Raw genomic sequence first — 23,168 nt, 5'->3', positions numbered from 1 at the left:
CCAAAGCCATCGTTCCAATCAGACTGGGCCTGCTGACTCTATGCGAATGCGCCTTATGTTACTGGGCGGCGGAAATGCCCTTGGGCAGGCGCTGATTCGCCTCGGTGCGGAAGAAGACATCGGTTTCCTCGCCCCCCGCCCGCCCGAAAACGGCTGGGATGCCGCGAGCCTCACGCAACTGCTCGACGACACCCGTCCCGATGCGTTGATCAACCTTGCCTACTATTTCGACTGGTTCCAGGCCGAAACCGTCAGCGAAAGCCGCATGACCGGGCAGGAACGCGCCATCGAGCGTCTGGCCGAACTGTGCCAGCACCACAATATTGTCCTGGTGCAACCGTCGAGCTATCGCGTGTTCGATGGCTCGCGCGCCACGGCCTACAGCGAAAAAGACGAACCGGTACCGCTGGGCCTGCGCGGTCAGGCGTTATGGCGCATCGAGCAGAGCGTGCGCGCGACCTGCCCGCAACATGTGTTGCTGCGTTTTGGCTGGCTGCTCGACGACAGCCCGGACGGCACCCTCGGGCGCTTCCTCGCCCGCGCGGAAAAACCGGAAGAATTGCTGCTGGCCGATGATCGTCGCGGCAACCCGACCCCGGTCGATGATGCCGCGCGGGTGATCATATCCGTGCTCAAGCAACTGGACTGCGCCGCGCCGCTGTGGGGCACCTATCATTACGCCGGGCACGAAGCGACCACGCCGCTGGCGCTGGGCCAGGCGATTCTCACCGAAGCGCGCAGCCTGCATCCTTTGGCGATCGAAGCACCGACCGCGCAAGCGCACGCCGCCCGTCCTGATGCTGCCGAAGAGCCGCAACATGCGGTGCTGGCCTGCAAGAAAATTCTCCACACTTTCGGGATCAAGCCGCGCGCCTGGCGTGCCGCACTCCCGGGCTTACTGGACAGGTTCTACCGACATGGCTGAAGGGACTGTTTTAATCACCGGCGGAGCCGGATTCATCGGCTCGCACCTCACCGACGCTTTGCTTGCCAAGGGTTATTCGGTTCGGGTGCTCGACGATCTTTCAACCGGCAAGCGCAGCAACCTGCCGCTGGATAACCCCAAGGTCGAGCTGGTAGTCGGCGATGTCGCCGATGCAGCACTGGTCGCCCGCGCGATGCAAGGCTGCAGCGCTGTCGCCCATCTGGCCGCGGTGGCTTCGGTGCAGGCGTCGGTGGACGATCCGGTGAAAACTCACCAGAGCAATTTCATCGGCACACTGAACGTCTGCGAAGCCATGCGCCTGGCCGCGGTCAAGCGTGTCGTGTATGCCTCCAGCGCGGCGGTGTACGGCAACAATGGCGAGGGCGAGTCGATTGATGAAGACACGCCGAAAGCGCCGCTGACGCCTTATGCCTCAGACAAACTGGCCGGTGAGCAGTACTTCGATTTTTACCGTCGGCAACATGGTCTGGAGCCGGCGGTGTTTCGTTTCTTCAACATCTTCGGCCCTCGCCAGGATCCGTCCTCGCCGTATTCCGGGGTGATCAGCATTTTCAGTGAGCGCGCCCGCAAAGGTCTGCCGATCACCGTGTTTGGCGATGGCGAGCAGACCCGCGATTTTCTCTATGTCGGCGATCTGGTCGATTTGCTGGTGCAGGCGATTGAAAAGCCCGAAGTGCAGGAAGGCGCGGTCAATGTTGGCTGGAATCAGGCGATGAGCCTGAAGCAGATGCTGGAAGCGTTGAAATCGGTGGTCGGCGAGCTGCCGCCCGTCAGTTTCGGACCGGCGCGTTCGGGTGACATTCGCCACTCGCGGGCGGATAACCGGCGCTTGCTGCAGCGCTTTGAAATGCCGCCGCAGACGCCGATGAGTGTGGGGTTGGCGCGCCTGTTGGGGCGTGCCTGAAACCAGCCCCTCACCTGGCCCAAATGAAAAAGGCGCCCTTGAACAGGCGCCTTTTTCACGGCCGGAATATCGCTATCCCTGTGGCAAGGGAATGTTATCCCCGATCAACTGCGTACGGTCGTCGTCAGGTCTGTGCCCGCCCGCCACGAAGCCTCATTCACCACCACGTGAACGTTCGGTCAATCGACTCAGAACTTATAGCCCAGGCCGACCATGTAGATGAACGGATCGACGTCCACATTCACCCGTGCGCGGGTGCCGGGCGCGACAGCGTTGTTCTCGACAGTGGCGCGGGTATCAATATCGATGTAGCGCACCTGGGCGTTGAGCATGATGTTGTCGGTGATCATGTAGTCGGCGCCGACCTGCCACGCCAGGCCCCAGGAGTTTTTCGCCTTGAAGTTGCTGAAGCCGTTGGCACTGGCTTGGCTGCCGACGTGTTCATCGTAGATCCAAGTGTAGTTGATGCCGCCGCCGACATAGGGCTGGAACGCGGATTTCGAATCCAGCGGGTAGTAAACGACGCTGAGGGTCGGTGGCAGGTGTTTCAGGGTACCGAGCTTGCCATTGGCAGCCGGCAGGGCGGTGCCCTTGAGCTTGACATCATGCTCGAACGGCGTGGCCGCCAGCAGTTCGATACCGATGTTGTTGGTCAGCATGTAGGCGAAGTTCAGACCCAGTTGGGTGTCGCTGCTCATGGTCGCCTTGCCGCCCAGGCTGGCGCCGCTCAGCGGCCCTTGATCGACCTTGACGCTGGAGCTGTCGGCCTTGGGGTTGACGGTAATCGCGCCGGCGCGCACGAGAATGTCACCCGCCTCGTGGGCGTGGGCGAGCGGGGCTGCGAGCGCAAAGGCAACCAGCGAGGCGCTGAGCAAGGACTTGTTCATGGGGGCTCCGAAAGGACGTAAAAATATTCGATGTCCTAGGGTACGAAGCCGTCTGATACGGTGTTTTGACTCAGCTCAATGAAACAGTGATGGCCCCAAAAGATCGCAGCCTTCGGCAGCTCCTACAGTTGAAATGCGATCCCATGTAGGAGCTGCCGAAGGCTGCGATCTTTTGATTTTCAAATCTACCGGGATCTATTCCGGCAGCTCATACGCATAAATCTTGTCCGCCTCCATCTGATACCCGGCATCGGCCAGCTCACTACTCGACGCCTTCACCTGCAGCGGCCCCTCGACCCAGTACGGCTGATACAGCTCATCGAGCTTCACCCCCAGTTCGCTTTTCACATGCACGATCTGGTTCGACGGCGGTGGCGGTACATGGATGCAGGCGCCGAAGTACGGCACCAGCAGAAAGTCCGTGGTGCGACCTTCTTCGCTGACTTCCAGCGGTACGATGTAACCCGGCAGGCGAATGTTCTGCCCGTCGAGGCTCTTCACCACCGGTGCATTCGGCATGTCCTGCTTGGCCGCCGGTGCGGACTCGGCGGAGAGCGCGTCGCCCATTTTCGACAGGTCGTGCAGCGGGGTCATGTTCGGCACTTCCGGCGCGGCGTCCGGCGGGATCATCTCCGACCAGGTCAGGTCTTTTGGCGGCGCTGCCCACACGGGCAGGGCGACCAGCATCAGCAGCGCAAGCAGGGCGCGGGGCATGGTGAACATCCTCATAAACGGATCGACAGGCCATCGGCCAGGGATTGGCGATAGGCACGCCAAGCCGGCACGCTGCCCATCAGCAGCGCGGCCGCCAGAATGCCACCGAGCAGCGTCCATTCATACTCGCTCGGCCATGCCAGCGGCAGATACAAACCGTAATTGGCCTGCACATAACCTTGCGCAGCGGCGATGCCGATGTACAGCAACGCCAGCCCGGCAATCACCCCGGTCAGCGCCAACGCAAAGGCTTCCAGCACCAGCAGACTCGCGATATGCCACGGCCGCGCGCCCACCGAGCGCAGGATCGCCATCTCCCGGCGACGTTCGTTGAGACTGGTCAGAATCGCCGTGAGCATGCCGATCAACCCGGTCAGGACGACGAACAGCGAGACCACGAACAAGGCTTTCTCCGCCGTGCTCATCAGGCTCCACAACTCCTGCAGCGCCACGCCCGGCAGGATCGCCAGCATCGGCTCGCCACGGTACTCGTTGATTTCGCGTTGCAGGGCAAAGGTGGAAATCTTGCTGTTGAGGCCGAGCATGAACGCGGTGATCGCTTGCGGCGTCAGATCCATGTTGCGCGCCTGATCCGCCGTGATCCGGCCGTTGCCACGTGCCGGCACGCCGTTGTGCCAGTCGATGTGAATCGCCTCCATGCCGCCAAGGCTGATGTGCAAGGTGCGATCCACCGGAGTGCCGGTGCGCTGGAGAATGCCGACCACGGTGAACGGTTTGTCATCGTGCTTGACCAGACTGATCGCCGCCACGCCGTGGGCCAGCACCAGTTTGTCGCCGAGCTTGTAATGCAGCGCTTCGGCGACTTCGGCACCGAGCACCACTTCGAAAGGATCCGTCGCAAACGCACGACCGTCAGCCAGCGCCAGGTGTTGCTGGCGCCCGTACTGGTAGTGCTGAAAATAGGCGTCGGTGGTGCCCATCACGCGATAGCCACGATGGGAATCGCCCAGGGACATCGGAATCGCCCACTTCACTTTCGGGTTGCTGGCGAAGTGTTCGAAGCTGTCCCAACGGATATTGTTGGTGGCGTTGCCGATGCGGAACACCGAGTACAACAACAGATTCACCGAACCGGAGCGAGCGCCGACGATCAGGTCGGTACCGCTGATGGTGCTGGCGAAACTGGCTTTGGCTTCGGTGCGCACGCGTTCGACTGCGAGCAGCAGGCACACCGACAGGGCAATCGCGAATGCAGTCAGCAGCGCAGTGAAACGGCGGTTGGCCAGGCTGGCCATGGCCAGGCGGAACAGATACATCTCAGACCTCGGCAGACGTGGCGGCGCGATTGAGTTCGGCCAGGGACAGATGACGGTCGAACAGCGGCGCCAGACTCTGGTCATGGCTGACGAACAGCAGACTCGATCCGGCCTCGCGGCACTCGGCGAACAGCAGGCGAATGAAGTTTTCCCGGGCGTCGTAATCCAGCGCCGAAGTCGGCTCGTCGGCGATCACCAGTTCCGGTTGACCGATCAAGGCACGGGCAGCAGCGACCCGTTGTTGCTGGCCAATGGACAAGGAATCGGCGCGGCGCCTGAGCAGGCTCTCATCCTTCAGCCCCAAGTGGGCGAGCAGGGTGGCGGCGGCTTGATCGACGCTGCCGTGGCGTTGCTTTGCGCGTTGCGCACGCAGCCTGGAAAAGTGACACGGCAGCTCAACGTTCTCGCGCACGGAAAGAAATGGCAGCAGATTGAATTGCTGGAAAATGTAGCCGGTGTGATCAACGCGAAAAGTGTCGCGGGCGCCGGCAGAGAGCTCGGTCAACTCCTGGCCGAGCAGACGAATGCTGCCGCGCCCGGGCTTCTGCACACCGCCGAGCAGGCCGAGCAGGGTGGTCTTGCCACTGCCGCTGGGACCTTTGAGAAACAGGGTTTCGCCGGCTTCCAGACGAAACGCCGGGATGTCCAGCAGCGTCGGGTGACCGGGCCAATTGAAGCTAAGGTCTGAGAGTTCGATGAGTGCTTGGGTCATGGCACCAGTTTCATGGTTGGACACGGACCCTGTAGGAGCTGCCGAGTGCAACGAGGCTGCGATCTTTTGATCCTGGTTTTTTTACAATCAAAAGATCGCAGCCTCGTTGCACTCGTCAGCTCCTACAGAGGATCTTCAAAGCTTTCAGAATTTCAGCGCAGGCGATTTCGCTGTCACTTCCGTACCTTGCTGGCCGCTGGCGCTGATCAGTTGTACCTGAATCTTCTGCGTCGCCGGGAAGGTCGTGAAGATGTTCGCCAGATCCAGCGTCTTCAACGCACCAGGCGTAGCGCAGGTGAATTGGTAATGCGCGTGGATTTCGCTGTGATCGTGGTGATGCTCGTGACCGTCCTTGTCGGCCTCATCTTCGTCGTGGTCATCGGCATCCGGTTTGTCGCCGAACAGCGGGCTTTCCAGTTCCTGGCCGACGACTTTGCAACCGGCTGCGGCCGGCAGGCTGAACAGCGCCAAAGGTTTTTCAAGCTGCGCACGGGCGGCGGCCACTTTGGCCTTGTCCGCGTCCGACGTGGCGGCGTGTTCAAAACCCACCAGATTCATTGCCGGACTCTCCAACTCCAGCTCCAGGGTCTGACCGTCGAGCGCGGCGTTCAAGCGACCCACGCCATGCTCATGGGCGCCAAGGCTGCCGTGCTCATGATCGTGATCATGATCATGCTCATCAGCCGCATGGACAACGGCCAGCGGCAACAGGGCAAACGGCAAAGCGAGCAGCAAACGACGCATGGCGAACTCCAGAAGGTAAAATGAAAAGTTTGTTATGTAATCTTATAACGAAAGTGCGCAGAGTGTGCCCGTGCGCTTGGCGTTGCACAAGTCCCGTGGGAGCATGCAGGTCAGAAAAGTGCAGGAGCGAACTCGATGTTGCGGATACGCGGAACGGTCGGCGAGGTGCCGGTGGATTTGACGGTGGAGCTGGATGACAGCGATTGGGCCAGGCTCGGTTCGGCGCTGAGCGGGCAGGCGCCGATTGCGCAGTCTGAGGCGGTTGCGCCAGCTCCGGCGACGAAGCCGGTGAATCAGGACGATGCGCTGTGGCAGGTGGCGAAAGATCTGCTGCGCAAAGCTGGCCAGCTCAGCGGACCGGATCTGCTCGATCAGTTGCAAGCACTGACCGGCAGTGCGGCGGCGGGCAAGCGCCTGCTGGTGCGCTTGCGCCACAGTTCCGACGTGAAAGTGGCGAGCGGCGGGGATACGCCGCTCTACAGCTGGATCGAGTGAACCGCAAAAGATCGCAGCCTGCGGCAGCTCCTACATTGGAATGGAGTACACCCCTGTAGGAGCTGCCGAAGGCTGCGATCTTTTGCTCTCAATAAAGCGCAGCAAACACTTTGCGACGGTAAGTAGTCACCAACGGATGATCATTGCCCAGCAACTCGAACACCTGCAGCAAGGTCTTGTGCGGCAGGCCTTCGCCGTAGCCGCGGTTGCGGATGAACAGTTTGAGCAAGGCCTCCAACGCCGCTTCGTATTGCTGGCGCGCCAGTTGCTGGATCGCCAGTTGGTACACCGCTTCATCGTCCTGGGGATTTTGCGCCAGGCGGCTCTTCAGGTCGGCGGCGTCCGGCAGATCCCGGGCCAGGCCGAGGAACTGGATCTGCGCCTTGGCTCCGGCCAGTGCGGCTTTGTGCTCGTCGCTCTTGACCGCGTCGAGCACGCTCTGCGCCTCGCCCAGCTCACCGCGTTCGGTCAGGCAGCGTGCGTAAAGGATCAATGCCCTGGCGTTGGTGTTGTCTTCGTTGAGCATGGCCACCAGTGCTGCTTCGGCATCGGCAAAGCGACCGTCATCGAACAATGCCTGCGCCTGCTCGAACGGATCGGCGGCGGCCGGTGGCGGCATCTGCACATGCGGTTCCAGCAGGGCACGCACGGCAGATTCCGGTTGCGCCCCGGCAAAGCCGTCGACCGGTTGACCGTCCTTGAACAGCACCACGGTCGGCAGGCTGCGAATGCCGAAGCGGGCGACGATGTCCTGCTCGATGTCGCAATTGACCTTGGCCAGCAGCAACTCGCCCTGATAGCTCTCGGCAATGCCTTGCAGCATCGGCATCAGCGCCTTGCACGGCGCACACCATTCGGCCCAGAAATCCACCAGCACCGGTTTGTTGAAGGAGGCTTCGATCACCGACTGGTCGAAATCGGCAGTCGTGGCGTCGAAGATATACGGCGTTTGCTGACTCATGGGGGATCTCTCTAAGCGTCAATGACCGCACTATAAGCGGTGGCGCGAAAGATCGCAGCCTTCGGCAGCTACTACTCTGGAATGCGTTTCACTGTAGGAACTGCCGAAGGCTGCGATCTTTTAGCGGCATTAAACACGCCGCGCATGGTACAGGCTGACATGTCTGAATTCCTCCGGCTCTGCCAGATCCGGCAAGGTCATCGCCTCAAGCATTTCAATGCGCTGATACAGCGGATGACGAAAATCCCTCACCCGCGAATCCGCCACCAGGGCCTCGCGGCCGCGAGTGAGAAACGCATCGAGCAGCGGCAGATTGGCCCGGTCGTACAACACGTCGGCGACCAGAATCAAATCGAAGCGATCGGCCTCGGCAAAGAAATCCGTCGAGTAGCTCATCTGCGCATCGTTGAGTGCGGCATTCGCCTGGCACGCGGCAATCGCCAATGGATCGAGATCGCAGGCCACCACTTCCAGCGCTCCGGCCTTCACCGCCGCGATCGCGGCGATCCCGGAGCCGGCGCCGAAATCCAGCACGCGCTTGCCGCGCACCCAGTCGGGAAACTGCGCCAGATAACGCGCCACCGCCAAACCGCTGGCCCAGCAAAAACTCCAGTAGGGCGGTTCATGCAGGATGCGTTGGGTTTCTTCCTGGCTGAATTCGCGGGCCATGTTGTCGCCGTCGATCAGCCACAGCTGCAAATCGGTGCCGGGCAACGCGCAGGCTTTCAGTCTGGCGTCACCGAGCAGTTCGCCCAATGCTCGTTGCAGGTCGAGCGGTGCGTTCATGGCGCTTTGACGAATTGCAGCTGGCCCAAAGCCTGAGTGGTCGGTTGGGCGATGGTTTGCGACGGCAGATGCAGAATCAATTGCCCCGACTGGCTGGCGCGACCACGCAGTTCAACCCGCGCACCGGCCGGAAAGGCCTCGGGGTTGAAGCGCAGGTGAAACGGCAGTATCTGGTTGTTGCCGATCAGGCTGGAGCTGGCGAGCAGTTGCTGCGGGCGATCTTTTTCGTCGATCACCAGCAACGCCAGTTCGACTTCGGCGCCGGCCGGCACGCCTTGCAGGGTGCCACTGAGTTCGCGCTGATGCGCCGGCAGCGGGCCGAGTTCCGCGGCCTCCCTGGCTTTTTTCTGCGCCTGCTGTGGCGCAGGGCCTGGCGTCGGTGGTTGCGGCTTGGGTGCGTCGCTGCCACAGGCCACCAGCAGGCTGAAAAGACTGAGCAAAACGAGCGGACGTAACGGCATTGGAGGCTCCGGCAGAATGAATTCCATGGATCAGATGATCATGCCGTTCTGTATACCGCAAAGCCTATGGCTTGTCTTGCCACGGGGATGCGCTACCATGGCCCTCCCATTTTTTGTTGCCAGCCACCATGCACTGTCCCTTCTGCGGTGCCAACGACACCAAGGTCATTGACTCGCGTCTGGTCGCCGAGGGCGAACAGGTGCGCCGCCGGCGTGAATGCCTGGCCTGCGGCGAACGTTTCACCACGTTCGAGACGGCCGAGCTGGTGTTGCCGCGCCTGATCAAAACCGACGGCAGCCGCCAACCGTTCGACGAAGAAAAACTGCGCGCTGGCATGCAACGCGCGCTGGAGAAACGTCCGGTGAGCGTCGAGCGCCTCGAATCCTCTCTGGTCCACATCAAGCACAAGCTGCGCGCCACCGGCGAACGCGAGGTCAAGTCCCTCGTGGTCGGCGAGCTGGTGATGGCCGAGCTGCAAAAGCTTGATGAAGTCGCCTATATCCGTTTCGCTTCGGTGTACCGGCGCTTTCAGGACCTCAACGAATTCCGCGAAGAGATCGACCGCCTCGCCCGCGAACCGGTGAAAGAATGACCACCGCCGCCGAGCAGGCGATCCTCGACGCCCACTTCATGGCCCGCGCGCTGGAACTGGCGCGCAAGGGCCACTACACCACCCATCCCAATCCTCGGGTCGGTTGTGTGGTGGTGCGTGACGGGCAGATTGTCGGCGAAGGCTGGCATGAACGCGCCGGCGAACCCCATGCCGAAGTCCACGCCCTGCGCGCTGCCGGTGAACTGGCCCGGGGCGCAACGGCTTACGTCACTCTGGAACCGTGCAGCCACCACGGACGCACACCGCCGTGCGCCGATGCCTTGGTGACCGCTGGCGTTGCCCGGGTCGTGGCGGCGATGCGTGATCCCAATCCACAGGTCGCCGGGCGCGGTTTGCAGCGTCTGGCCGAGGCCGGTATCGCCACGCAAAGTGGTGTGCTGGAAGCTGAAGCGCGCAAGCTCAATCAAGGTTTTCTGAAGCGCATGGAACACGGCTTGCCTTTCGTGCGGGTCAAGTTGGCGATGAGCCTCGACGGTCGCACGGCGATGGCGAGCGGCGAGAGCCAGTGGATCACCGGCCCGGCCGCGCGTTCAGCGGTGCAGCGTTTGCGCGCCGAGGTGGCGGTGGTGCTGACCGGTGCCGACACCGTGTTGGCCGATGGCGCACGTTTGACCGTGCGTGCCGGCGAATTGGGCCTGGATGTCGCGCAAACCGCGCTGGTCATGAGTCGCCCACCATTGCGCGTGCTGATCGACGGGCGTCTGCGGGTGCCGCTGGATGCGCCGTTCTTCAAGGCCGGGCCGGCGCTGGTCGCCACGTGCGTTGCTGTCGAAGAGCAATACGCCAACGGCCCGGAATGCCTGACTGTGCCGGGTGAAGACGGCCAGGTCGATCTGCAACGGTTGCTGATCGAGCTGGCCAACCGTGGCGTCAACGAAGTGCTGGTCGAGGCTGGCCCGCGCTTGGCCGGCGCCTTTGCGCAACTCGGTCTGGTCGACGAATTCGTGATCTTCATCGCCGGCAAGTTCCTCGGCTCTACGGCACGTCCATTGCTGGACTGGCCGCTGGCGCAGATGAAAGACGCGCCGGAGCTGAAAATCACTGAAATCCGCGCGGTGGGCGATGACTGGCGAGTCACTGCGATCCCTGTCCCCTCGGCCCGCGTATAATTCCCGGCCATCGCGTTAGCGCTGGCCCCGTTCTCAAGGAGAACCCCATGTTCACCGGCATCATCGAATCCATTGGCAGTATCCGCGCACTGACCCCAAAGGGCGGTGATGTGCGGGTGCATGTCGACACCGGCAAGCTCGATCTGAGCGACGTCAAACTGGGCGACAGCATTGCGGTCAACGGCGTTTGCCTGACCGCCGTCGAGTTGCCAGGCAACGGCTTTGCCGCCGACGTCAGCCGCGAAACCCTCGATTGCACCGCCATGAATGACCTGAAAAGCGGTAGCCCGGTCAATCTGGAAAAAGCCCTGACTCCGACCACTCGCCTCGGCGGCCATCTGGTCAGCGGTCACGTCGATGGTGTCGGCGAAGTGGTCTCGCGCAGCGACAATGCCCGCGCCGTGGAATTTCGCATCCGCGCGCCAAAGGAACTGGCCAAGTACATCGCCCACAAAGGCTCGATCACCGTCGACGGCACCAGCCTGACCGTGAACGAAGTCGACGGCGCCGAATTCATGCTGACGATCATTCCGCACACCCTCAGCGAAACCATCATGGCCTCGTACAAGCCGGGCCGCCGGGTGAACCTGGAAGTCGACTTGCTGGCGCGTTATCTGGAGCGTCTGCTGTTGGGCGACAAGGCCGCAGAAAAGACGGCCGGCAGCACCATCACCGAAAGTTTTCTGGCCGCCAATGGCTACCTCAAATCCTGACTGAAGGGGGTGCCTTGTGGCGCTCAATAGCATCGAAGAACTGGTTGAAGACATCCGCCAAGGCAAGATGGTCATCCTCATGGATGACGAAGACCGCGAGAACGAAGGCGACCTGATCATGGCCGCCGAATGCTGCCAGGCCGAGCACATCAACTTCATGGCCAAACACGCCCGTGGCCTGATCTGCATGCCGATGAGCCGCGAGCGCTGCGAACTGTTGAAGCTGCCATTGATGGCCCCGCGCAATGGTTCCGGTTTCGGCACCAAGTTCACCGTCTCGATCGAAGCGGCCGAAGGCGTCACCACCGGCATCTCCGCCGCCGATCGCGCGCGCACTGTGCAAGCGGCTGCCGCCAAAGACGCCAAGGCAGAAGACATCGTCAGCCCGGGCCACATCTTCCCGCTGATGGCCCAGGCTGGCGGCACCCTGGCTCGTGCCGGCCACACTGAAGCGGCTTGCGATCTGGCGCGCATGGCCGGTTTCGAGCCGAGCGGGGTGATCTGCGAAGTGATGAACGACGACGGCACCATGTCCCGCCGCGCTGAACTTGAGGCGTTCGCCGCTGAACACAACATCAAGATCGGCACCATCGCCGACCTGATTCACTACCGGATGATCCACGAACGTACCGTTCAGCGGATTGCCGAGCAACCGCTGGACAGCGAACTGGGCCAATTCAACCTGGTGACCTATCGTGATTCGGTGGAAGGCGACGTGCACATGGCGTTGACCCTGGGCACCGTCTGCGCCGAAGAGCCGACCCTGGTCCGCGTGCACAACATGGACCCGCTGCGCGACCTGCTGATGGTCAGGCAGCCTGGGCGCTGGAGCCTGCGCGCCGCGATGGCTGCGGTGGCCGAGGCCGGCAGCGGTGTGGTGCTGCTGCTCGGTCATCCGCTCGATGGCGACGTGTTGCTGGCGCATATCCGTGAAACCGCTGATCAGGCGGCGGTGAAAAAACCGACCACCTACAGCATTGTCGGTGCCGGTTCGCAGATCCTGCGTGACCTCGGCGTGCGCAAAATGCGCCTGATGAGCGCACCGATGAAATTTAATGCGATATCCGGTTTCGATCTGGAAGTTGTAGAATACGTGCCCTCCGAATAATGACCGGCTGTTTGCGGACTCCAATTCGCGGCAAATAAATCACTGAGGGATGCGTAGCAGACGTGTCCCGGCTCTTTAAGAGAACTGACGAATGACCCTGAAGACCATCGAAGGTACCTTCATCGCCCCTAAAGGCCGCTACGCTCTGGTAGTGGGCCGTTTCAACAGCTTCGTGGTTGAAAGCCTGGTCAGCGGTGCCGTTGATGCCCTGGTTCGCCACGGCGTGAGCGAAAGCGACATCACCATCATCCGTGCACCGGGCGCCTTCGAAATCCCGCTGGTTGCGCAGAAAGTCGCCCAGAAAGGCGAGTTCGCCGCAATCATCGCCCTCGGCGCGGTCATTCGTGGCGGTACTCCGCACTTCGAATATGTCGCTGGCGAGTGCACCAAGGGCCTGGCCCAGGTTTCCATGGAGTTCGGCGTACCGGTCGCCTTCGGCGTGTTGACCGTGGATTCCATCGAGCAAGCCATCGAACGTTCCGGCACCAAGGCCGGTAACAAAGGTGCCGAAGCTGCCCTGTCCGCTCTGGAAATGGTCAGCCTGCTGGCGCAGTTGGAGGCCAAGTGATTAGCGACGAAAGCGATCGTTTCAACCCGCGCGATCCGAAACCTGCGGATGCCGGCAAGCCCTCGAAAAGTGCCAAGCGTCGCGAAGCCCGTCAGCTCGCGACTCAGGCGCTGTACCAGTGGCACATGGCCAAGCAGTCGCTGAACGAGATCGAAGCGCAGTTTCGCGTTGATAACGATTTCACCGATGTCGACGGTGCCTACTTCCGCGAAATCCTCCACGGGGTTCCGCAGTTCAAGACCGAAATCGACACCGCTCTGACGCCTTGCCTGGATCTGGCGATCGAAGAGCTGGACCCGGTCGAACTGGCGGTTCTGCGCCTGTCGACCTGGGAGCTGCTCAAGCGCGTCGACGTGCCGTACCGCGTTGTGATCAACGAAGGTATCGAACTGGCCAAGGTGTTCGGTTCGACCGACGGCCACAAGTTCGTCAACGGCGTGCTCGACAAGCTGGCCCCGCGCCTGCGTGAAGCTGAAGTGAAGGCGTTCAAGCGCTGATCGGCGCTTGAATACTTTTTCTCGGCCATGGGCGAGTTTGAGCTGATCCGCAATTTCTTCGCCGCCGCGCCTTGTGCGCAGGGCGGCGAAAGCGTTGCGCTGGGGATTGGCGACGACTGTGCCTTGCTCGCGGTTCCCGCCGGGGAACAGCTGGCGGTTTCCACCGATACGCTGGTGGCCGGTGTGCATTTCGCCGACCCCTGCGATCCGTTTCTGCTCGGCCAGCGCTCGCTGGCCGTCGCGGTCAGCGATCTGGCCGCCATGGGCGCCGCGCCCATTGCCTTTACCCTTGCCCTGACCTTGCCGACGGTGACCGCCGATTGGCTGCAAGCCTACGCCCGTGGTTTGAACCGCATGGCGCAAAGCTGCGGCATAGCGTTGGTCGGCGGCGACACCACGCGAGGGCCGTTGAGCCTGACGGTCACGGTGTTCGGTCGCGTACCGGCAGGCCAGGCCTTGACCCGCAGTGGCGCGCAGCCCGGCGATTTGCTCTGTGTCGGCGGCGAGCTGGGCAACGCTGCCGGCGCCTTGCCGCTGGTGTTGGGCCAGCGTGATGCCCCGCCCGAAGTTGGCCAGCCGTTGCTCGATCACTACTGGTCGCCACAACCGCAACTGGCCCTCGGCCAGGCCCTGCGCGGCAAGGCCACGGCAGCGCTGGACATTTCCGACGGCCTGCTCGCCGATTGCGGCCATATCGCCCTGGCTTCGAAGGTACGCCTTGAAATTGAACGCGAGCGTGTACCGTTGTCCGATGCTTTAGTCGCGTTTCTCGGCCAGCGCGGTGCCGAGCGTGCGGCATTGAGCGGAGGCGATGATTACGTGCTGGCGTTCACCTTGCCGTCCGCGCAGTTGCCGGTGCTGCAGGCCGATGGCTGGCCATTCCATGTGATTGGTCGCGTGGTGCCGGGCCAGGGCGTGGTGTTGCTGGATCGCGACGGGCACGACATCACCCCGCAGATTCGCGGCTACCAACATTTTCAGGAGTCACCGTGACAGATCACCCGAAACAGGTCCCTGCCGAATTCGTGCCTCCTTCGGTCTGGCGCAATCCCTGGCATTTCCTCGCGTTCGGCTTCGGCTCCGGCACATTGCCCAAGGCGCCTGGCACGTGGGGCTCGTTGGTGGCGCTGCCGTTTATTCCGTTGTGGCAGATGCTGCCCGATTGGGGGTACTGGCTGATGCTCGGCATCACCATGCTGTTCGGCTTCTGGCTGTGCGGCAAAGTGGCCGACGACTTGCGCGTGCACGACCACGAAGGCATCGTCTGGGACGAAATGGTCGGTATGTGGATCACCCTGTGGCTGGTACCGGAAGGCTGGTACTGGTTGCTTGCCGGTTTTCTGGTGTTCCGCTTTTTCGATGTTCTCAAACCGTGGCCGATCCGCTGGATCGACAAACATGTGCACGGCGGCGTCGGCATCATGCTCGACGATGTGCTGGCCGGCGTGTTTGCATGGGCGGCGATGCAGGGGCTGGTATGGGTTTTCGCCTGATTCGAATCAACTGAGGAAACAAGGGATGGTGCGAAACGGGTTGGCGATACTGGTTGTGGCCTTGCTGAGCATGATCGCCCATGCGCAGGCAGCCGTGCCGACCCCGGCGGTCATCCATCTGGCCAGCGAAGACTGGGAAGACTACACCGCCGCCGACGGCCATGGGCTGGCCTGGGACGTATTGCGCAAGGTTTTCGAACCGGCCGGCGTGAAGCTGGACATTCGCACGGTGCCCTACACACGCTCGGTAGGGCTGGTGCAGTTGAAGGAGGTCGACGCACTGGTCGGTTCTTACCGTGACGAAGCCGAGCACGTGTTGTATCCGCAGTGGAATTTCGATTCCGATCACATCTACGCGATGGGTCTGGCAAGCAGTCCGCCAGCGACCCTGGCGACCCTGGGCAAATACCGCCTGGCCTGGGTACGCGGCTACCGCTACGAAAACTACCTGCCGAATATCAAACGCTACAACCAGATCGAACGGCGCACCGGCATTCTGCTGATGCTCAAGCAGGGGCGGGCCGATTACTACATCGATGCCTTGACCGAAATTCAAGCCGTCGTGCGCGATGCGTCGGATCCGGCGCAGTACCGTTATTCGCATCTGACCGAACTGCCGCTGTTTCTTGGCTTTGCCGATACCGCGCAGGCCCGGGCGCTGATGGCGCTGTATGACCGGCGTTTGGCGCAGTTGGTGCAGAGCGGTGAATTGAAGCCGATCTTCGAGAAGTGGAAGCAGCCGTATCCGTTCAACTCCAATTGAAGCCCGACGCAAATCCCTTGTAGGAGCTGTCGAGTGCAACGAGGCTGCGATCTTTTGATGTCGCTCTGAGTTCAAGATCAAAAGATCGCAGCCTCGTTGCACTCGACAGCTCCTACAGTGAGCGGCGGCGCCGGCGGGATTGTCATCAAACTTTTTGATCGTTATGCCCGATAATTCAGCCTAAGCGTCTGTAGGAACCTGCTGTTACAATGCCGACCTGCGAATTTTCAGTCTTCTAGATCAGGAGCACATCGGTGCCTGTCGTCTTCGTCGCCGCTTCCAAGCTGCCAACGCCTTTTGCGCAATTCACCATGCACGGCTTTCTTGATGAGAGCACCGGGCGTGAGCACGTCGTGCTGAGCCTCGGTGAAATTGGCGACGGTGCCCCGGTACTCGGTCGTCTGCACTCCGAATGCCTGACTGGCGATGCCTTGTTCAGCCAGCGTTGCGACTGCGGCTCGCAACTGGAAGCGGCGCTGCAGGCGATTGCCCGCGAAGGCCGTGGCGTGCTGCTGTACCTGCGTCAGGAAGGGCGCGGCATCGGACTGCTGAACAAGATCCGTGCCTACGAGTTGCAGGACGGCGGCGCCGACACCGTGGAAGCCAACGAGCGTCTGGGCTTTGCCGCTGACCAGCGCGACTACGCCATGTGCCTGCCGATGCTCGAACATCTGGGGGTGAAATCCCTGCGTCTGATGACCAATAATCCGCGCAAGGTCAAAGCCTTGACCGACATGGGCATCGTTGTCGCCGAGCGCGTGCCGCTGCACACCGGTCATAATCCGCACAACAAACTCTACCTGGCGACCAAGGCCAGCAAGCTCGACCACATGATGGGCAACGAGCATCAGGGCGAGGTTGACCGCGCGTGACTCGCGGTCAGGTACGGCGGCGGTTGTCGGTGACCTGGTGGCAATACCTGGCGCTGGCCCTGCTGCCGCTGTTCATGCTCAACGCGCTGTTCGGTGAGGGCCAGGGTCTGTTGCCAGTGCTGGCGATGCCCTTGTTCATCGCCGGCGTTGCCTCGATGTTTGTCAGCCTGAAATATTTCGGTCGCTACAAGCACGCACTGATTGCCACGCAAAAAGCCCTCGATACCGCCGATGAACCGGCCGCATGGATCGCCCTCGCGGCGCGTCGGCGTGCGGCGTTGCTGGTGGCGTCTCTGCCGGCCTGGATTGGCGCACTGGCAGTGTTCGTCGGTCTCGAAGCCGTGCCGTTGATGTTGCTGGCGCTGTCTACCGCCGTGCTGTTCTACCTCTACCGTATTCCACGTCAGCTCGGCTGATGGGTCGCCTGTGGCTGGCGGTTCTGCTGCTCGTCCTCAGCGGTCAGGCGCTTTCCGCGTTGCGGGTGGTCAGCCTCGCACCCTCGCTTTCCGAAATCGTCGTTGAACTGGATTCCGCCAACTTGCTGGTCGGCGTACTGGATGCCGGCGAGCGGCCGGCGGCGATCGCCAATGTTCCGTCTGTGGGCCGCTACGGCCAGCTCGACATGGAGCGCTTGCTCAGCCTCAAGCCGGATCTGCTCTTGCTCTGGCCCGGCAGTGTCGGCGCGGGGCAGCGTGATCAGCTCAAACGCCTGAACATTCCCACCTTCGTCGCCGAGCCTCATACGTTGGCGGAACTGGCGGCGCAGATCGAGGCGATTGCCCAGCAGCTCGGCCGCCCCGAGCGTGGGGCGCAACGGTCGGCTGAGTTGCGCGCGCAACTGGATGGTTTGCGTCAGCGTTATCGCCGTGACGTGCCGTTGCGGGTGTTCTATCAGGTCTGGGACAAACCGCTGTACACCGTTGGTGGCGGGCAGATCATCAGCGATGCGCTTGAAGTGTGCGGTGCGCGCAATGTGTTCGCCGACCTGAATCTGCCTGCGCCGCAAGTGAGTGTCGAGGCGGTGTTGCAGCGCGATCCCGAGGTGATTGTGGCCGGTGATCAAGCGCAGTTGGAGGCGTGGAAAGCCTGGCCGCAGGTGGCAGCAGTCAGGCAGGGGCAATTGCTGTTGGTCAGTGATAAAGGCCTTGAAAGACCGAGCGGACAGATGATTAGCGCCACCTCCAGGCTTTGCCAATTGATCGCGCCGGACATGTAGGAGCTGCCGAAGGCTGCGATCTTTTGACTTTGTTTTTGGCGGTGTCGGAGCCGCCGAAGGTCAGGATCAAAAGATCGCAGCCTTCGGCAGCTCCTACATTGGATCTCAGCGAATTTCCGGGGTCCAGGTCACCCCGAACATCCACGCCCGACCTTCCTCACGATAGCCATACTGCGCGCCGTCATAGCTGTAGTTCGCCCGGCTGTAACCCTTGTCCAGCAAGTTATCCACTTTCAAATCCAGCTTGATCTCGCGGTTCAGTGCCCAACTGCTGCGCAGCCCGAGCGTGCTGTAGCCACCCAGCGCCTGGGTATTGTTCAGGTCGTCGTAACTGCTGCTGACCCATTGCCAGCTGGCGCCGAGCCCCAGGCGATCGAACTGCTTATCGAGATCCCAACTTGCCGTGCGTCGCGCACGTCGCGCCAGCGTATGGCCGGTATCGCGATCGCGTGGATCGATGATCGCCACGCCGAGGTTGCTCTGCCAACCGAGCAGATCCTGCTTCAGCGCCGCCTCAAAACCATTGATCCGGGCCGACGCGACATTCTGCGGGCGTGAGTTGCTGCCGAAGATGATCGCGTCTTCCAGGTCGGTTCGATAAATCGAGGCCTCTAGGCGCGCGCTGTCGCTCAACTGGCTGCGCCATTGCAGTTCGTAGCTTTTCGAAGTTTCCGGCTTCAGGTCGGGATTGCTGAAATCCGGGTAATACAGGTCGTTGAAGGTCGGCGCACGGAAACCTTCGCTGTAGCTTGCGAGCAGATCGTTATCCGGATTCAGCGGCACGGTGAAGGTGCCGCTCTAGGTGTTCTGGCTGCCGAACTGCTGATTGTCGTCGTGGCGCAGGCCGATTTCGGTGGAAAAGCTGTCGGCCTGGTAACGATGCTGAATGAAGGCAGCGCGGTTCCAGCGGCTGTCCTCGTCGAACGCAGTGCTGCTGTTGACCCGGTCTTCGTACCAGTCGCCGCCGAGGATCAGGCTGTTGCGCGCGTCCAGGGTCAGGTCGTTCTGCCAGTTCACCGAGTCGCGATAAGTATTGAACACCGTGCGTTCGTCGCTGAGCTTGTCGAAGGTCTTTTCGCGATTTTCGCTGTGGCCGAACTCGACGCGGGTCTTCCAGTTTTCATTGACCCGCGCGTCGACATAACTGCTGACGCTGCTGACAGTGAAATCGCTGTACGGTTGCTGTTGCAGCGATTCGAACGTGTTCATGTCGAAGCGACCGAAGGGGTTGTCGAATTCACTCTTGCCACGGTTATCCAGCAGATTGGCGCCGACTTCGATGTTCTCGCTCAGGGCGTGGCTGAGGCTCAGGCTCAGGGACTTGTTGCGATAGGCATCGTGATCGCCATCGCTTGGGTACGACTCATGGGTGCGGTCCATGCCCGCGGTTTCATCCAGACTGGCGCCGAGGTTGAAACGGGTTTCGTCATCGCCGCCGGACAGACCGAGGCTGCGCTCCCGAGTCTGATGGCTGCCGAAGCCGAGGTGCAGGCGTGGCTGCAAGCCTTGCTCGGCACCGCGCCGGGTGAAAATCTGGATGACCCCGCCAATCGCATCGCTGCCGTAAATGACCGAGCGCGAGCCGCGCAGCACTTCGACGCGTTCGATCTGCTCGATGTTCAGGTGCTGCAGATTGCTGTCGCCGGAGGTCGAGTTGCCGATGCGCTGGCCATCGACCAGCACCAGGCTCTGCGCCGATTGCGTGCCGCGAATGTAGATGCCCGGCAGACTGCCGCGTCCGCCGGTCTGCGCTACTTGCACACCGGGCACGCGACGCAGCAGATCGGGCACATCGCTCGGCTGCAGGCGCTCGATGTCTTCGCGGGTGAACACGGTGTTGGCGGCGCTGCTGTCGTTGCGCGCCTCGACTTGGCGGTTGGCGCTGATCAGCGTGTCCGGCAGCTTCAGCGCCTGATCGCGCTCGAAGGTGTCGGCCAGGGCACCGGCGCTGGGCAGCAAGAGAAAGGGCAGGGCGAGGCGCGAGAGGTTCATGGCAATCTATGGTCTTTGCAAAACCATGTAGGAGCTGCCGAAGGCTGCGATCTTTTGATTTTGCTTTTTAAAGGTTCCGGAGCTGCCGAAGAGCAAGATCAAAAGATCGCAGCCTTCGGCAGCTCCTACACGGGATTGCGTCAACTGTTGAGCAAATCCAGCCGCTGGCGGATCGACGCTTCGATCCCGGCTTCATCCAGCCCGCACTCGGCGAGCATCTGCGCCGGTTTCGCGTGCTCGACGTAGATGTCCGGCAAGCCAAGATGCAGCATCGACTTGAGGATGTTCTCGCGGGCAAGGAATTCGCTGACCGCGCCACCGGCGCCGCCCATGATGGCGTTTTCTTCGATGGTTACCAGCAACTCATGTTTGCCGGCGATCTCGCGCACCAGTGCTTCATCCAGGGGTTTGACGAAACGCATGTCGACCACGGTGGCATCGAGCTTCTCGGCGACTTTCAAGGCTTCGCTCAGCTGCACGCCGAATACCAGCAGGGCGACTTTGCTGCCCTGACGACGGACGATGCCCTTGCCGATTTCGATCGGAGCGAGATCTTTTTCAATGACTGCATTCGGGCCGCTGCCGCGCGGGTAACGCACCGCCGCCGGGCCGTTGTACAGATGGCCGGTGGTGAGCATTTTGCGCAATTCGTTTTCATCGCTCGGGGTCATGATGACCATGCCCGGGATGCAGCGCAGGTAAGACAGATCGAAGCTGCCGGCGTGGGTCGGGCCGTCTTCGCCGACCAGACCTGCGCGGTCGATGGCGAACAGCACGTCGAGATTTTGCACTGCGACGTCGTGCACCAATTGGTCGTAACCGCGTTGCAGGAATGTCGAGTAGATCGCCACTACCGGTTTCGCGCCTTCGCAGGCCATGCCAGCGGCAAAGGTCACTGCGTGTTGCTCGGCAATCGCCACGTCGAAATAGCGCTCGGGGAATCGTTCGCTGAATGCGACCAGATCCGAGCCTTCCTTCATGGCCGGGGTGATCCCGACCAGACGAGTGTCGGCGGCGGCCATGTCGCACAGCCACTCGCCGAACACCGCCGAATACTTCGGCCCGCCGGCTTGCTTCGGCGCAGCGGCGGGGGCGTCCAGAGGTTCGAGTTTGGTGATGGCGTGGTAACCGATCGGGTCGACCTCCGCCGGGGCGAAGCCTTTGCCTTTCTTGGTGACGATGTGCAGGAACTGCGGGCCTTTGAGATCGCGCATGTTGCGCAGGGTGGCGATCAGGGTCGGCAGGTCGTGGCCGTCGATCGGGCCGATGTAGTTCCAGCCCAGCTCTTCGAACAGGGTGCCTGGGACCAGCATGCCTTTGGCATATTCTTCGGTACGCCGGGCGATTTCCCAGGCGCCGGGCAGGCGCGAGAGGACTTTTTTGCTGCCTTCGCGCATGCTCGCGTAGGTGCGGCTGGAAAGGATCTTTGCCAGGTAGTTCGACAGCCCGCCGACGTTGCGCGAGATCGACATGTCGTTGTCGTTGAGGATCACCAGCATGTTGGCGTTGACTTCCGGCGCGTGGTTCAGCGCTTCGAAGGCCATGCCCGCCGTCAGTGCACCGTCGCCGATCACGGCAATCGCTTTGCGCTCGCTGTCCTGCAGACGGGCGGCAATGGCCATGCCCAGCGCGGCGCTGATCGAAGTGCTGGAGTGGCCGACACCAAAGGTGTCGTACTCGCTCTCGGAGCGGCGCGGGAATGCGGCGATGCCGTCCTTCTGGCGCAGACTGGCCATGCGTTCGCGGCGACCGGTGAGGATCTTGTGCGGATACGCCTGATGCCCGACATCCCACAGCAGACGGTCGTCCGGGGTGTCGAAGACGTAATGCAGCGCGATGGTCAGCTCGATCACGCCCAGGCCGGCACCGAAGTGCCCACCGGTCTGGCCGACCGTGTAGAGCAGTTCCAGGCGCAACTCATCGGCCAGGGTTTCCAGCTCGGCTTCGCCTAACCGGCGCAGGCCGTCCGGCGTGTTCGCGCGGTCGAGCAGGGGCGTGGTCGGGCGCTTGCGGGGAATCTCATGAAACGTCGTGGGCATCAGGCGAATCGTTATAGGTATAAAAGATGCGGCAGTTTACCTGATGCATCGCCCCCTGCCCACGCGTTGGTCTTTTTTGGCCGATACGCCGTCAGTTGCGCCGTTCGACGATGTACCGGGCCAGCTCGCGCAACGGCTCGGCCGCCGCGTCAAACGGTCGCAGCGCCTGCAGGGCCTGATCGCGCAGTTCCAGGGCGTAGGCCTTGGCGGCATCGAGGCCGAGCAGCGCCGGGTAGGTTGGTTTATCGCGGGCAATGTCGGCGCCCTGGCGTTTACCGAGGGTGGCGGTATCGCTCTCGACGTCGAGGATGTCGTCCTGCACCTGAAAGGCCAGACCGATGGCCTGTGCATAAGTCTGCAGGGCCTGCAGCTGGTTTGCGTCGGCGCGGCCACTGGCCAGGGCACCGAGTCTGACGCTGACTTCGATCAGCGCGCCGGTCTTGTGCCGATGCATCTGCTCAAGGGCTTTCTGGTCGAGTTTGAGACCGACCGAGCCGAGATCGATGGCCTGACCGCCGACCATGCCTGCCGGGCCCGCTGCGTGGGCCAACGCGGTGACCATGTGCAGGCGGGTCTCGCTGCTGCAATCGCTCAGGCGCGGGTCAAGCAGGGCGCTGAACGCCAGACTCTGCAAGCCGTCACCGGCGAGGATCGCGCAGGCTTCGTCGAATTTCTTGTGGGTGGTCGGCTGGCCGCGACGCAGATCGTCATCGTCCATTGCCGGCAAATCGTCATGCACCAGCGAGTAGGCATGGATCAACTCGACCGCGCACGCCGCGCCGCTGGCCTGTTCGGCCTTGCCACCGAGGGCTTCGCACGCCGCGTAAGCCAACAGCGGACGCACGCGTTTACCGCCGTTCATCACGCTGTAGCGCATCGCTTCGTAGAGCCGCGCCAGTTCCGGCAACGGCGCGTTGAACAGAGTCTCCAGCGCCGCATTGACCCGGGCCTGGCTGGTCGCCGAATACGCTGCAATCATTCTGGCTGTTCCGCGTCGAAGGGTTCCTCGGCCAGTTCGCCATCGCGCTCCAGCAGCACCTGCACTTTCTGCTCTGCCTGAGCCAGCGCCGCCTGGCAGTCACGGGTCAGGCCGATGCCCTGCTCGAAAGCGGTCAGCGAGTCTTCCAGCGACAATTCACCGTTCTCCAGACGCTCGACCAGTGTTTGCAGGTCGGCGAGGGACTGTTCGAAATCCAGTGCAGCTTTTTTGCGGGCCATGGCGGCAGTTTCCGGTAGACGTTAAACCGGCGCGACACTAGCAGATAGGGGGGGTATGGGCAAATGAGCGGGCTTGCGC

Annotated in this window: 26 protein-coding genes and 1 pseudogene; 15 read left to right on the top strand and 12 right to left on the bottom strand. The window is 62.1% G+C overall.

Annotated features, from left to right (window positions below):
- Positions 1-40: 40 nt before the first annotated feature.
- A complete protein-coding gene (locus VNV36_RS14890) occupies positions 41-925 on the top strand; it encodes a sugar nucleotide-binding protein (RefSeq protein WP_325718440.1) in 885 nt (294 codons plus the stop codon).
- Positions 918-1,850 carry a UDP-N-acetylglucosamine epimerase PgnE gene (pgnE, locus tag VNV36_RS14885; RefSeq protein ID WP_325718439.1) on the top strand — a complete coding sequence of 311 codons (933 nt, stop codon included), beginning with the start codon at positions 918-920 and terminating at the stop codon, positions 1,848-1,850. Before VNV36_RS14890 ends, pgnE begins: the two co-directional genes overlap by 8 nt.
- 188 nt (positions 1,851-2,038) lie before the next feature.
- Here pgnE and VNV36_RS14880 read toward each other — a convergent pair whose 3' ends face one another.
- The 5 genes from VNV36_RS14880 to VNV36_RS14860 all read right to left on the bottom strand — a co-directional run bounded on the left by VNV36_RS14880 (position 2,039) and on the right by VNV36_RS14860 (position 6,184).
- Positions 2,039-2,737 (bottom strand): OmpW/AlkL family protein, encoded by a 699-nt coding sequence (locus VNV36_RS14880; RefSeq protein ID WP_325718438.1) that lies wholly within the window; start codon positions 2,735-2,737, stop codon positions 2,039-2,041.
- 195 nt (positions 2,738-2,932) lie between these two features.
- Entirely contained in the window at positions 2,933-3,451 is a 519-nt protein-coding gene (locus VNV36_RS14875) for a DUF3299 domain-containing protein (RefSeq protein WP_325718437.1), read from the bottom strand.
- 11 nt (positions 3,452-3,462) lie between these two features.
- Positions 3,463-4,728 carry an ABC transporter permease gene (locus tag VNV36_RS14870; protein WP_325718436.1) on the bottom strand — a complete coding sequence of 422 codons (1,266 nt, stop codon included), beginning with the start codon at positions 4,726-4,728 and terminating at the stop codon, positions 3,463-3,465.
- 1 nt (position 4,729) lies between these two features.
- Positions 4,730-5,440 (bottom strand): ABC transporter ATP-binding protein, encoded by a 711-nt coding sequence (locus tag VNV36_RS14865; protein WP_325718435.1) that lies wholly within the window; start codon positions 5,438-5,440, stop codon positions 4,730-4,732.
- Between the two features lie 144 nt (positions 5,441-5,584).
- Positions 5,585-6,184 (bottom strand): DUF2796 domain-containing protein, encoded by a 600-nt coding sequence (locus tag VNV36_RS14860; protein WP_325718434.1) that lies wholly within the window; start codon positions 6,182-6,184, stop codon positions 5,585-5,587.
- A gap of 135 nt (positions 6,185-6,319) precedes the next feature.
- Here VNV36_RS14860 and VNV36_RS14855 point away from each other — a divergent pair, with 135 nt between their 5' ends.
- On the top strand, positions 6,320-6,679 hold the full coding sequence (locus VNV36_RS14855) for a hypothetical protein (RefSeq protein ID WP_325718433.1): 360 nt from the start codon (positions 6,320-6,322) through the stop codon (positions 6,677-6,679).
- Positions 6,680-6,767: 88 nt separating this feature from the next.
- Here VNV36_RS14855 and trxA read toward each other — a convergent pair whose 3' ends face one another.
- The 3 genes from trxA to VNV36_RS14840 all read right to left on the bottom strand — a co-directional run bounded on the left by trxA (position 6,768) and on the right by VNV36_RS14840 (position 8,887).
- Complete coding sequence (trxA, locus tag VNV36_RS14850) at positions 6,768-7,640, bottom strand: thioredoxin (RefSeq protein WP_325718432.1); 873 nt, start codon at positions 7,638-7,640, stop codon at positions 6,768-6,770.
- Between the two features lie 129 nt (positions 7,641-7,769).
- A complete protein-coding gene (locus tag VNV36_RS14845; RefSeq protein ID WP_325718431.1) occupies positions 7,770-8,426 on the bottom strand; it encodes a class I SAM-dependent methyltransferase in 657 nt (218 codons plus the stop codon).
- The gene (locus VNV36_RS14840) at positions 8,423-8,887 is read right to left on the bottom strand and encodes a YbaY family lipoprotein (protein WP_325718430.1); all 465 of its coding nucleotides are present in this window, start codon (positions 8,885-8,887) and stop codon (positions 8,423-8,425) included. The genes VNV36_RS14845 and VNV36_RS14840 overlap by 4 nt, the downstream gene beginning before the upstream one ends.
- Before the next feature lie 128 nt (positions 8,888-9,015).
- On the opposite strand from VNV36_RS14840, the gene nrdR reads away from it, so the two are divergent.
- The 12 genes from nrdR (at position 9,016) to VNV36_RS14780 (ending at position 17,840) form a co-directional block, all read left to right on the top strand.
- Positions 9,016-9,480 (top strand): transcriptional regulator NrdR, encoded by a 465-nt coding sequence (gene nrdR, locus VNV36_RS14835; protein WP_003228656.1) that lies wholly within the window; start codon positions 9,016-9,018, stop codon positions 9,478-9,480.
- Entirely contained in the window at positions 9,477-10,610 is a 1,134-nt protein-coding gene (gene ribD / locus VNV36_RS14830; protein WP_325718429.1) for a bifunctional diaminohydroxyphosphoribosylaminopyrimidine deaminase/5-amino-6-(5-phosphoribosylamino)uracil reductase RibD, read from the top strand. The genes nrdR and ribD overlap by 4 nt, the downstream gene beginning before the upstream one ends.
- Positions 10,611-10,657: 47 nt before the next feature.
- Entirely contained in the window at positions 10,658-11,323 is a 666-nt protein-coding gene (locus VNV36_RS14825; protein WP_325718428.1) for a riboflavin synthase, read from the top strand.
- A 16-nt stretch (positions 11,324-11,339) separates the two neighbouring features.
- Positions 11,340-12,431: a bifunctional 3,4-dihydroxy-2-butanone-4-phosphate synthase/GTP cyclohydrolase II gene (ribBA, locus tag VNV36_RS14820; protein ID WP_325718427.1), complete on the top strand. Its 1,092-nt coding sequence runs from the start codon at positions 11,340-11,342 to the stop codon at positions 12,429-12,431.
- A 91-nt stretch (positions 12,432-12,522) separates the two neighbouring features.
- Positions 12,523-12,999, top strand: coding sequence for a 6,7-dimethyl-8-ribityllumazine synthase (ribH, locus tag VNV36_RS14815; protein ID WP_003228649.1), 477 nt, complete (start codon positions 12,523-12,525; stop codon positions 12,997-12,999).
- Positions 12,996-13,496 (top strand): transcription antitermination factor NusB, encoded by a 501-nt coding sequence (gene nusB / locus VNV36_RS14810; protein ID WP_325718426.1) that lies wholly within the window; start codon positions 12,996-12,998, stop codon positions 13,494-13,496. The genes ribH and nusB overlap by 4 nt, the downstream gene beginning before the upstream one ends.
- A 27-nt stretch (positions 13,497-13,523) precedes the next feature.
- On the top strand, positions 13,524-14,489 hold the full coding sequence (thiL, locus tag VNV36_RS14805) for a thiamine-phosphate kinase (RefSeq protein WP_325718425.1): 966 nt from the start codon (positions 13,524-13,526) through the stop codon (positions 14,487-14,489).
- The gene (locus VNV36_RS14800) at positions 14,486-14,989 is read left to right on the top strand and encodes a phosphatidylglycerophosphatase A family protein (RefSeq protein ID WP_325718424.1); all 504 of its coding nucleotides are present in this window, start codon (positions 14,486-14,488) and stop codon (positions 14,987-14,989) included. Before thiL ends, VNV36_RS14800 begins: the two co-directional genes overlap by 4 nt.
- Before the next feature lie 25 nt (positions 14,990-15,014).
- Entirely contained in the window at positions 15,015-15,752 is a 738-nt protein-coding gene (locus tag VNV36_RS14795) for a substrate-binding periplasmic protein (RefSeq protein WP_325718423.1), read from the top strand.
- Between the two features lie 254 nt (positions 15,753-16,006).
- Positions 16,007-16,624, top strand: a complete 618-nt coding sequence (ribA, locus tag VNV36_RS14790) for a GTP cyclohydrolase II (protein WP_325718422.1) — start codon at positions 16,007-16,009, stop codon at positions 16,622-16,624.
- The gene (locus VNV36_RS14785; RefSeq protein ID WP_325718421.1) at positions 16,621-17,040 is read left to right on the top strand and encodes an MFS transporter; all 420 of its coding nucleotides are present in this window, start codon (positions 16,621-16,623) and stop codon (positions 17,038-17,040) included. The genes ribA and VNV36_RS14785 overlap by 4 nt, the downstream gene beginning before the upstream one ends.
- Positions 17,040-17,840 carry a cobalamin-binding protein gene (locus VNV36_RS14780; RefSeq protein WP_325718420.1) on the top strand — a complete coding sequence of 267 codons (801 nt, stop codon included), beginning with the start codon at positions 17,040-17,042 and terminating at the stop codon, positions 17,838-17,840. Before VNV36_RS14785 ends, VNV36_RS14780 begins: the two co-directional genes overlap by 1 nt.
- A 105-nt stretch (positions 17,841-17,945) precedes the next feature.
- On the opposite strand, the pseudogene VNV36_RS14775 reads toward VNV36_RS14780, so the two are convergent.
- From VNV36_RS14775 to VNV36_RS14760, 4 genes and pseudogenes are all read right to left on the bottom strand, one after another.
- Positions 17,946-19,832: pseudogene (locus VNV36_RS14775) on the bottom strand (TonB-dependent receptor domain-containing protein).
- Positions 19,833-19,972: 140 nt separating this feature from the next.
- Positions 19,973-21,871: a 1-deoxy-D-xylulose-5-phosphate synthase gene (gene dxs, locus VNV36_RS14770; protein ID WP_325718419.1), complete on the bottom strand. Its 1,899-nt coding sequence runs from the start codon at positions 21,869-21,871 to the stop codon at positions 19,973-19,975.
- A 91-nt stretch (positions 21,872-21,962) separates the two neighbouring features.
- Entirely contained in the window at positions 21,963-22,850 is an 888-nt protein-coding gene (gene ispA / locus VNV36_RS14765; RefSeq protein ID WP_325718418.1) for a (2E,6E)-farnesyl diphosphate synthase, read from the bottom strand.
- Entirely contained in the window at positions 22,847-23,089 is a 243-nt protein-coding gene (locus VNV36_RS14760; RefSeq protein WP_003228627.1) for an exodeoxyribonuclease VII small subunit, read from the bottom strand. The genes ispA and VNV36_RS14760 overlap by 4 nt, the downstream gene beginning before the upstream one ends.
- Between the last annotated feature and the right edge of the window lie 79 nt (positions 23,090-23,168).

Origin of the sequence: Pseudomonas sp. (genome assembly GCF_035554175.1) — a bacterium.
In the GTDB taxonomy this organism is placed as follows: domain Bacteria; phylum Pseudomonadota; class Gammaproteobacteria; order Pseudomonadales; family Pseudomonadaceae; genus Aquipseudomonas.
Note: the sequence above shows the minus strand (reverse complement) of the source record. Positions and strands in the feature narration are given on the sequence as shown.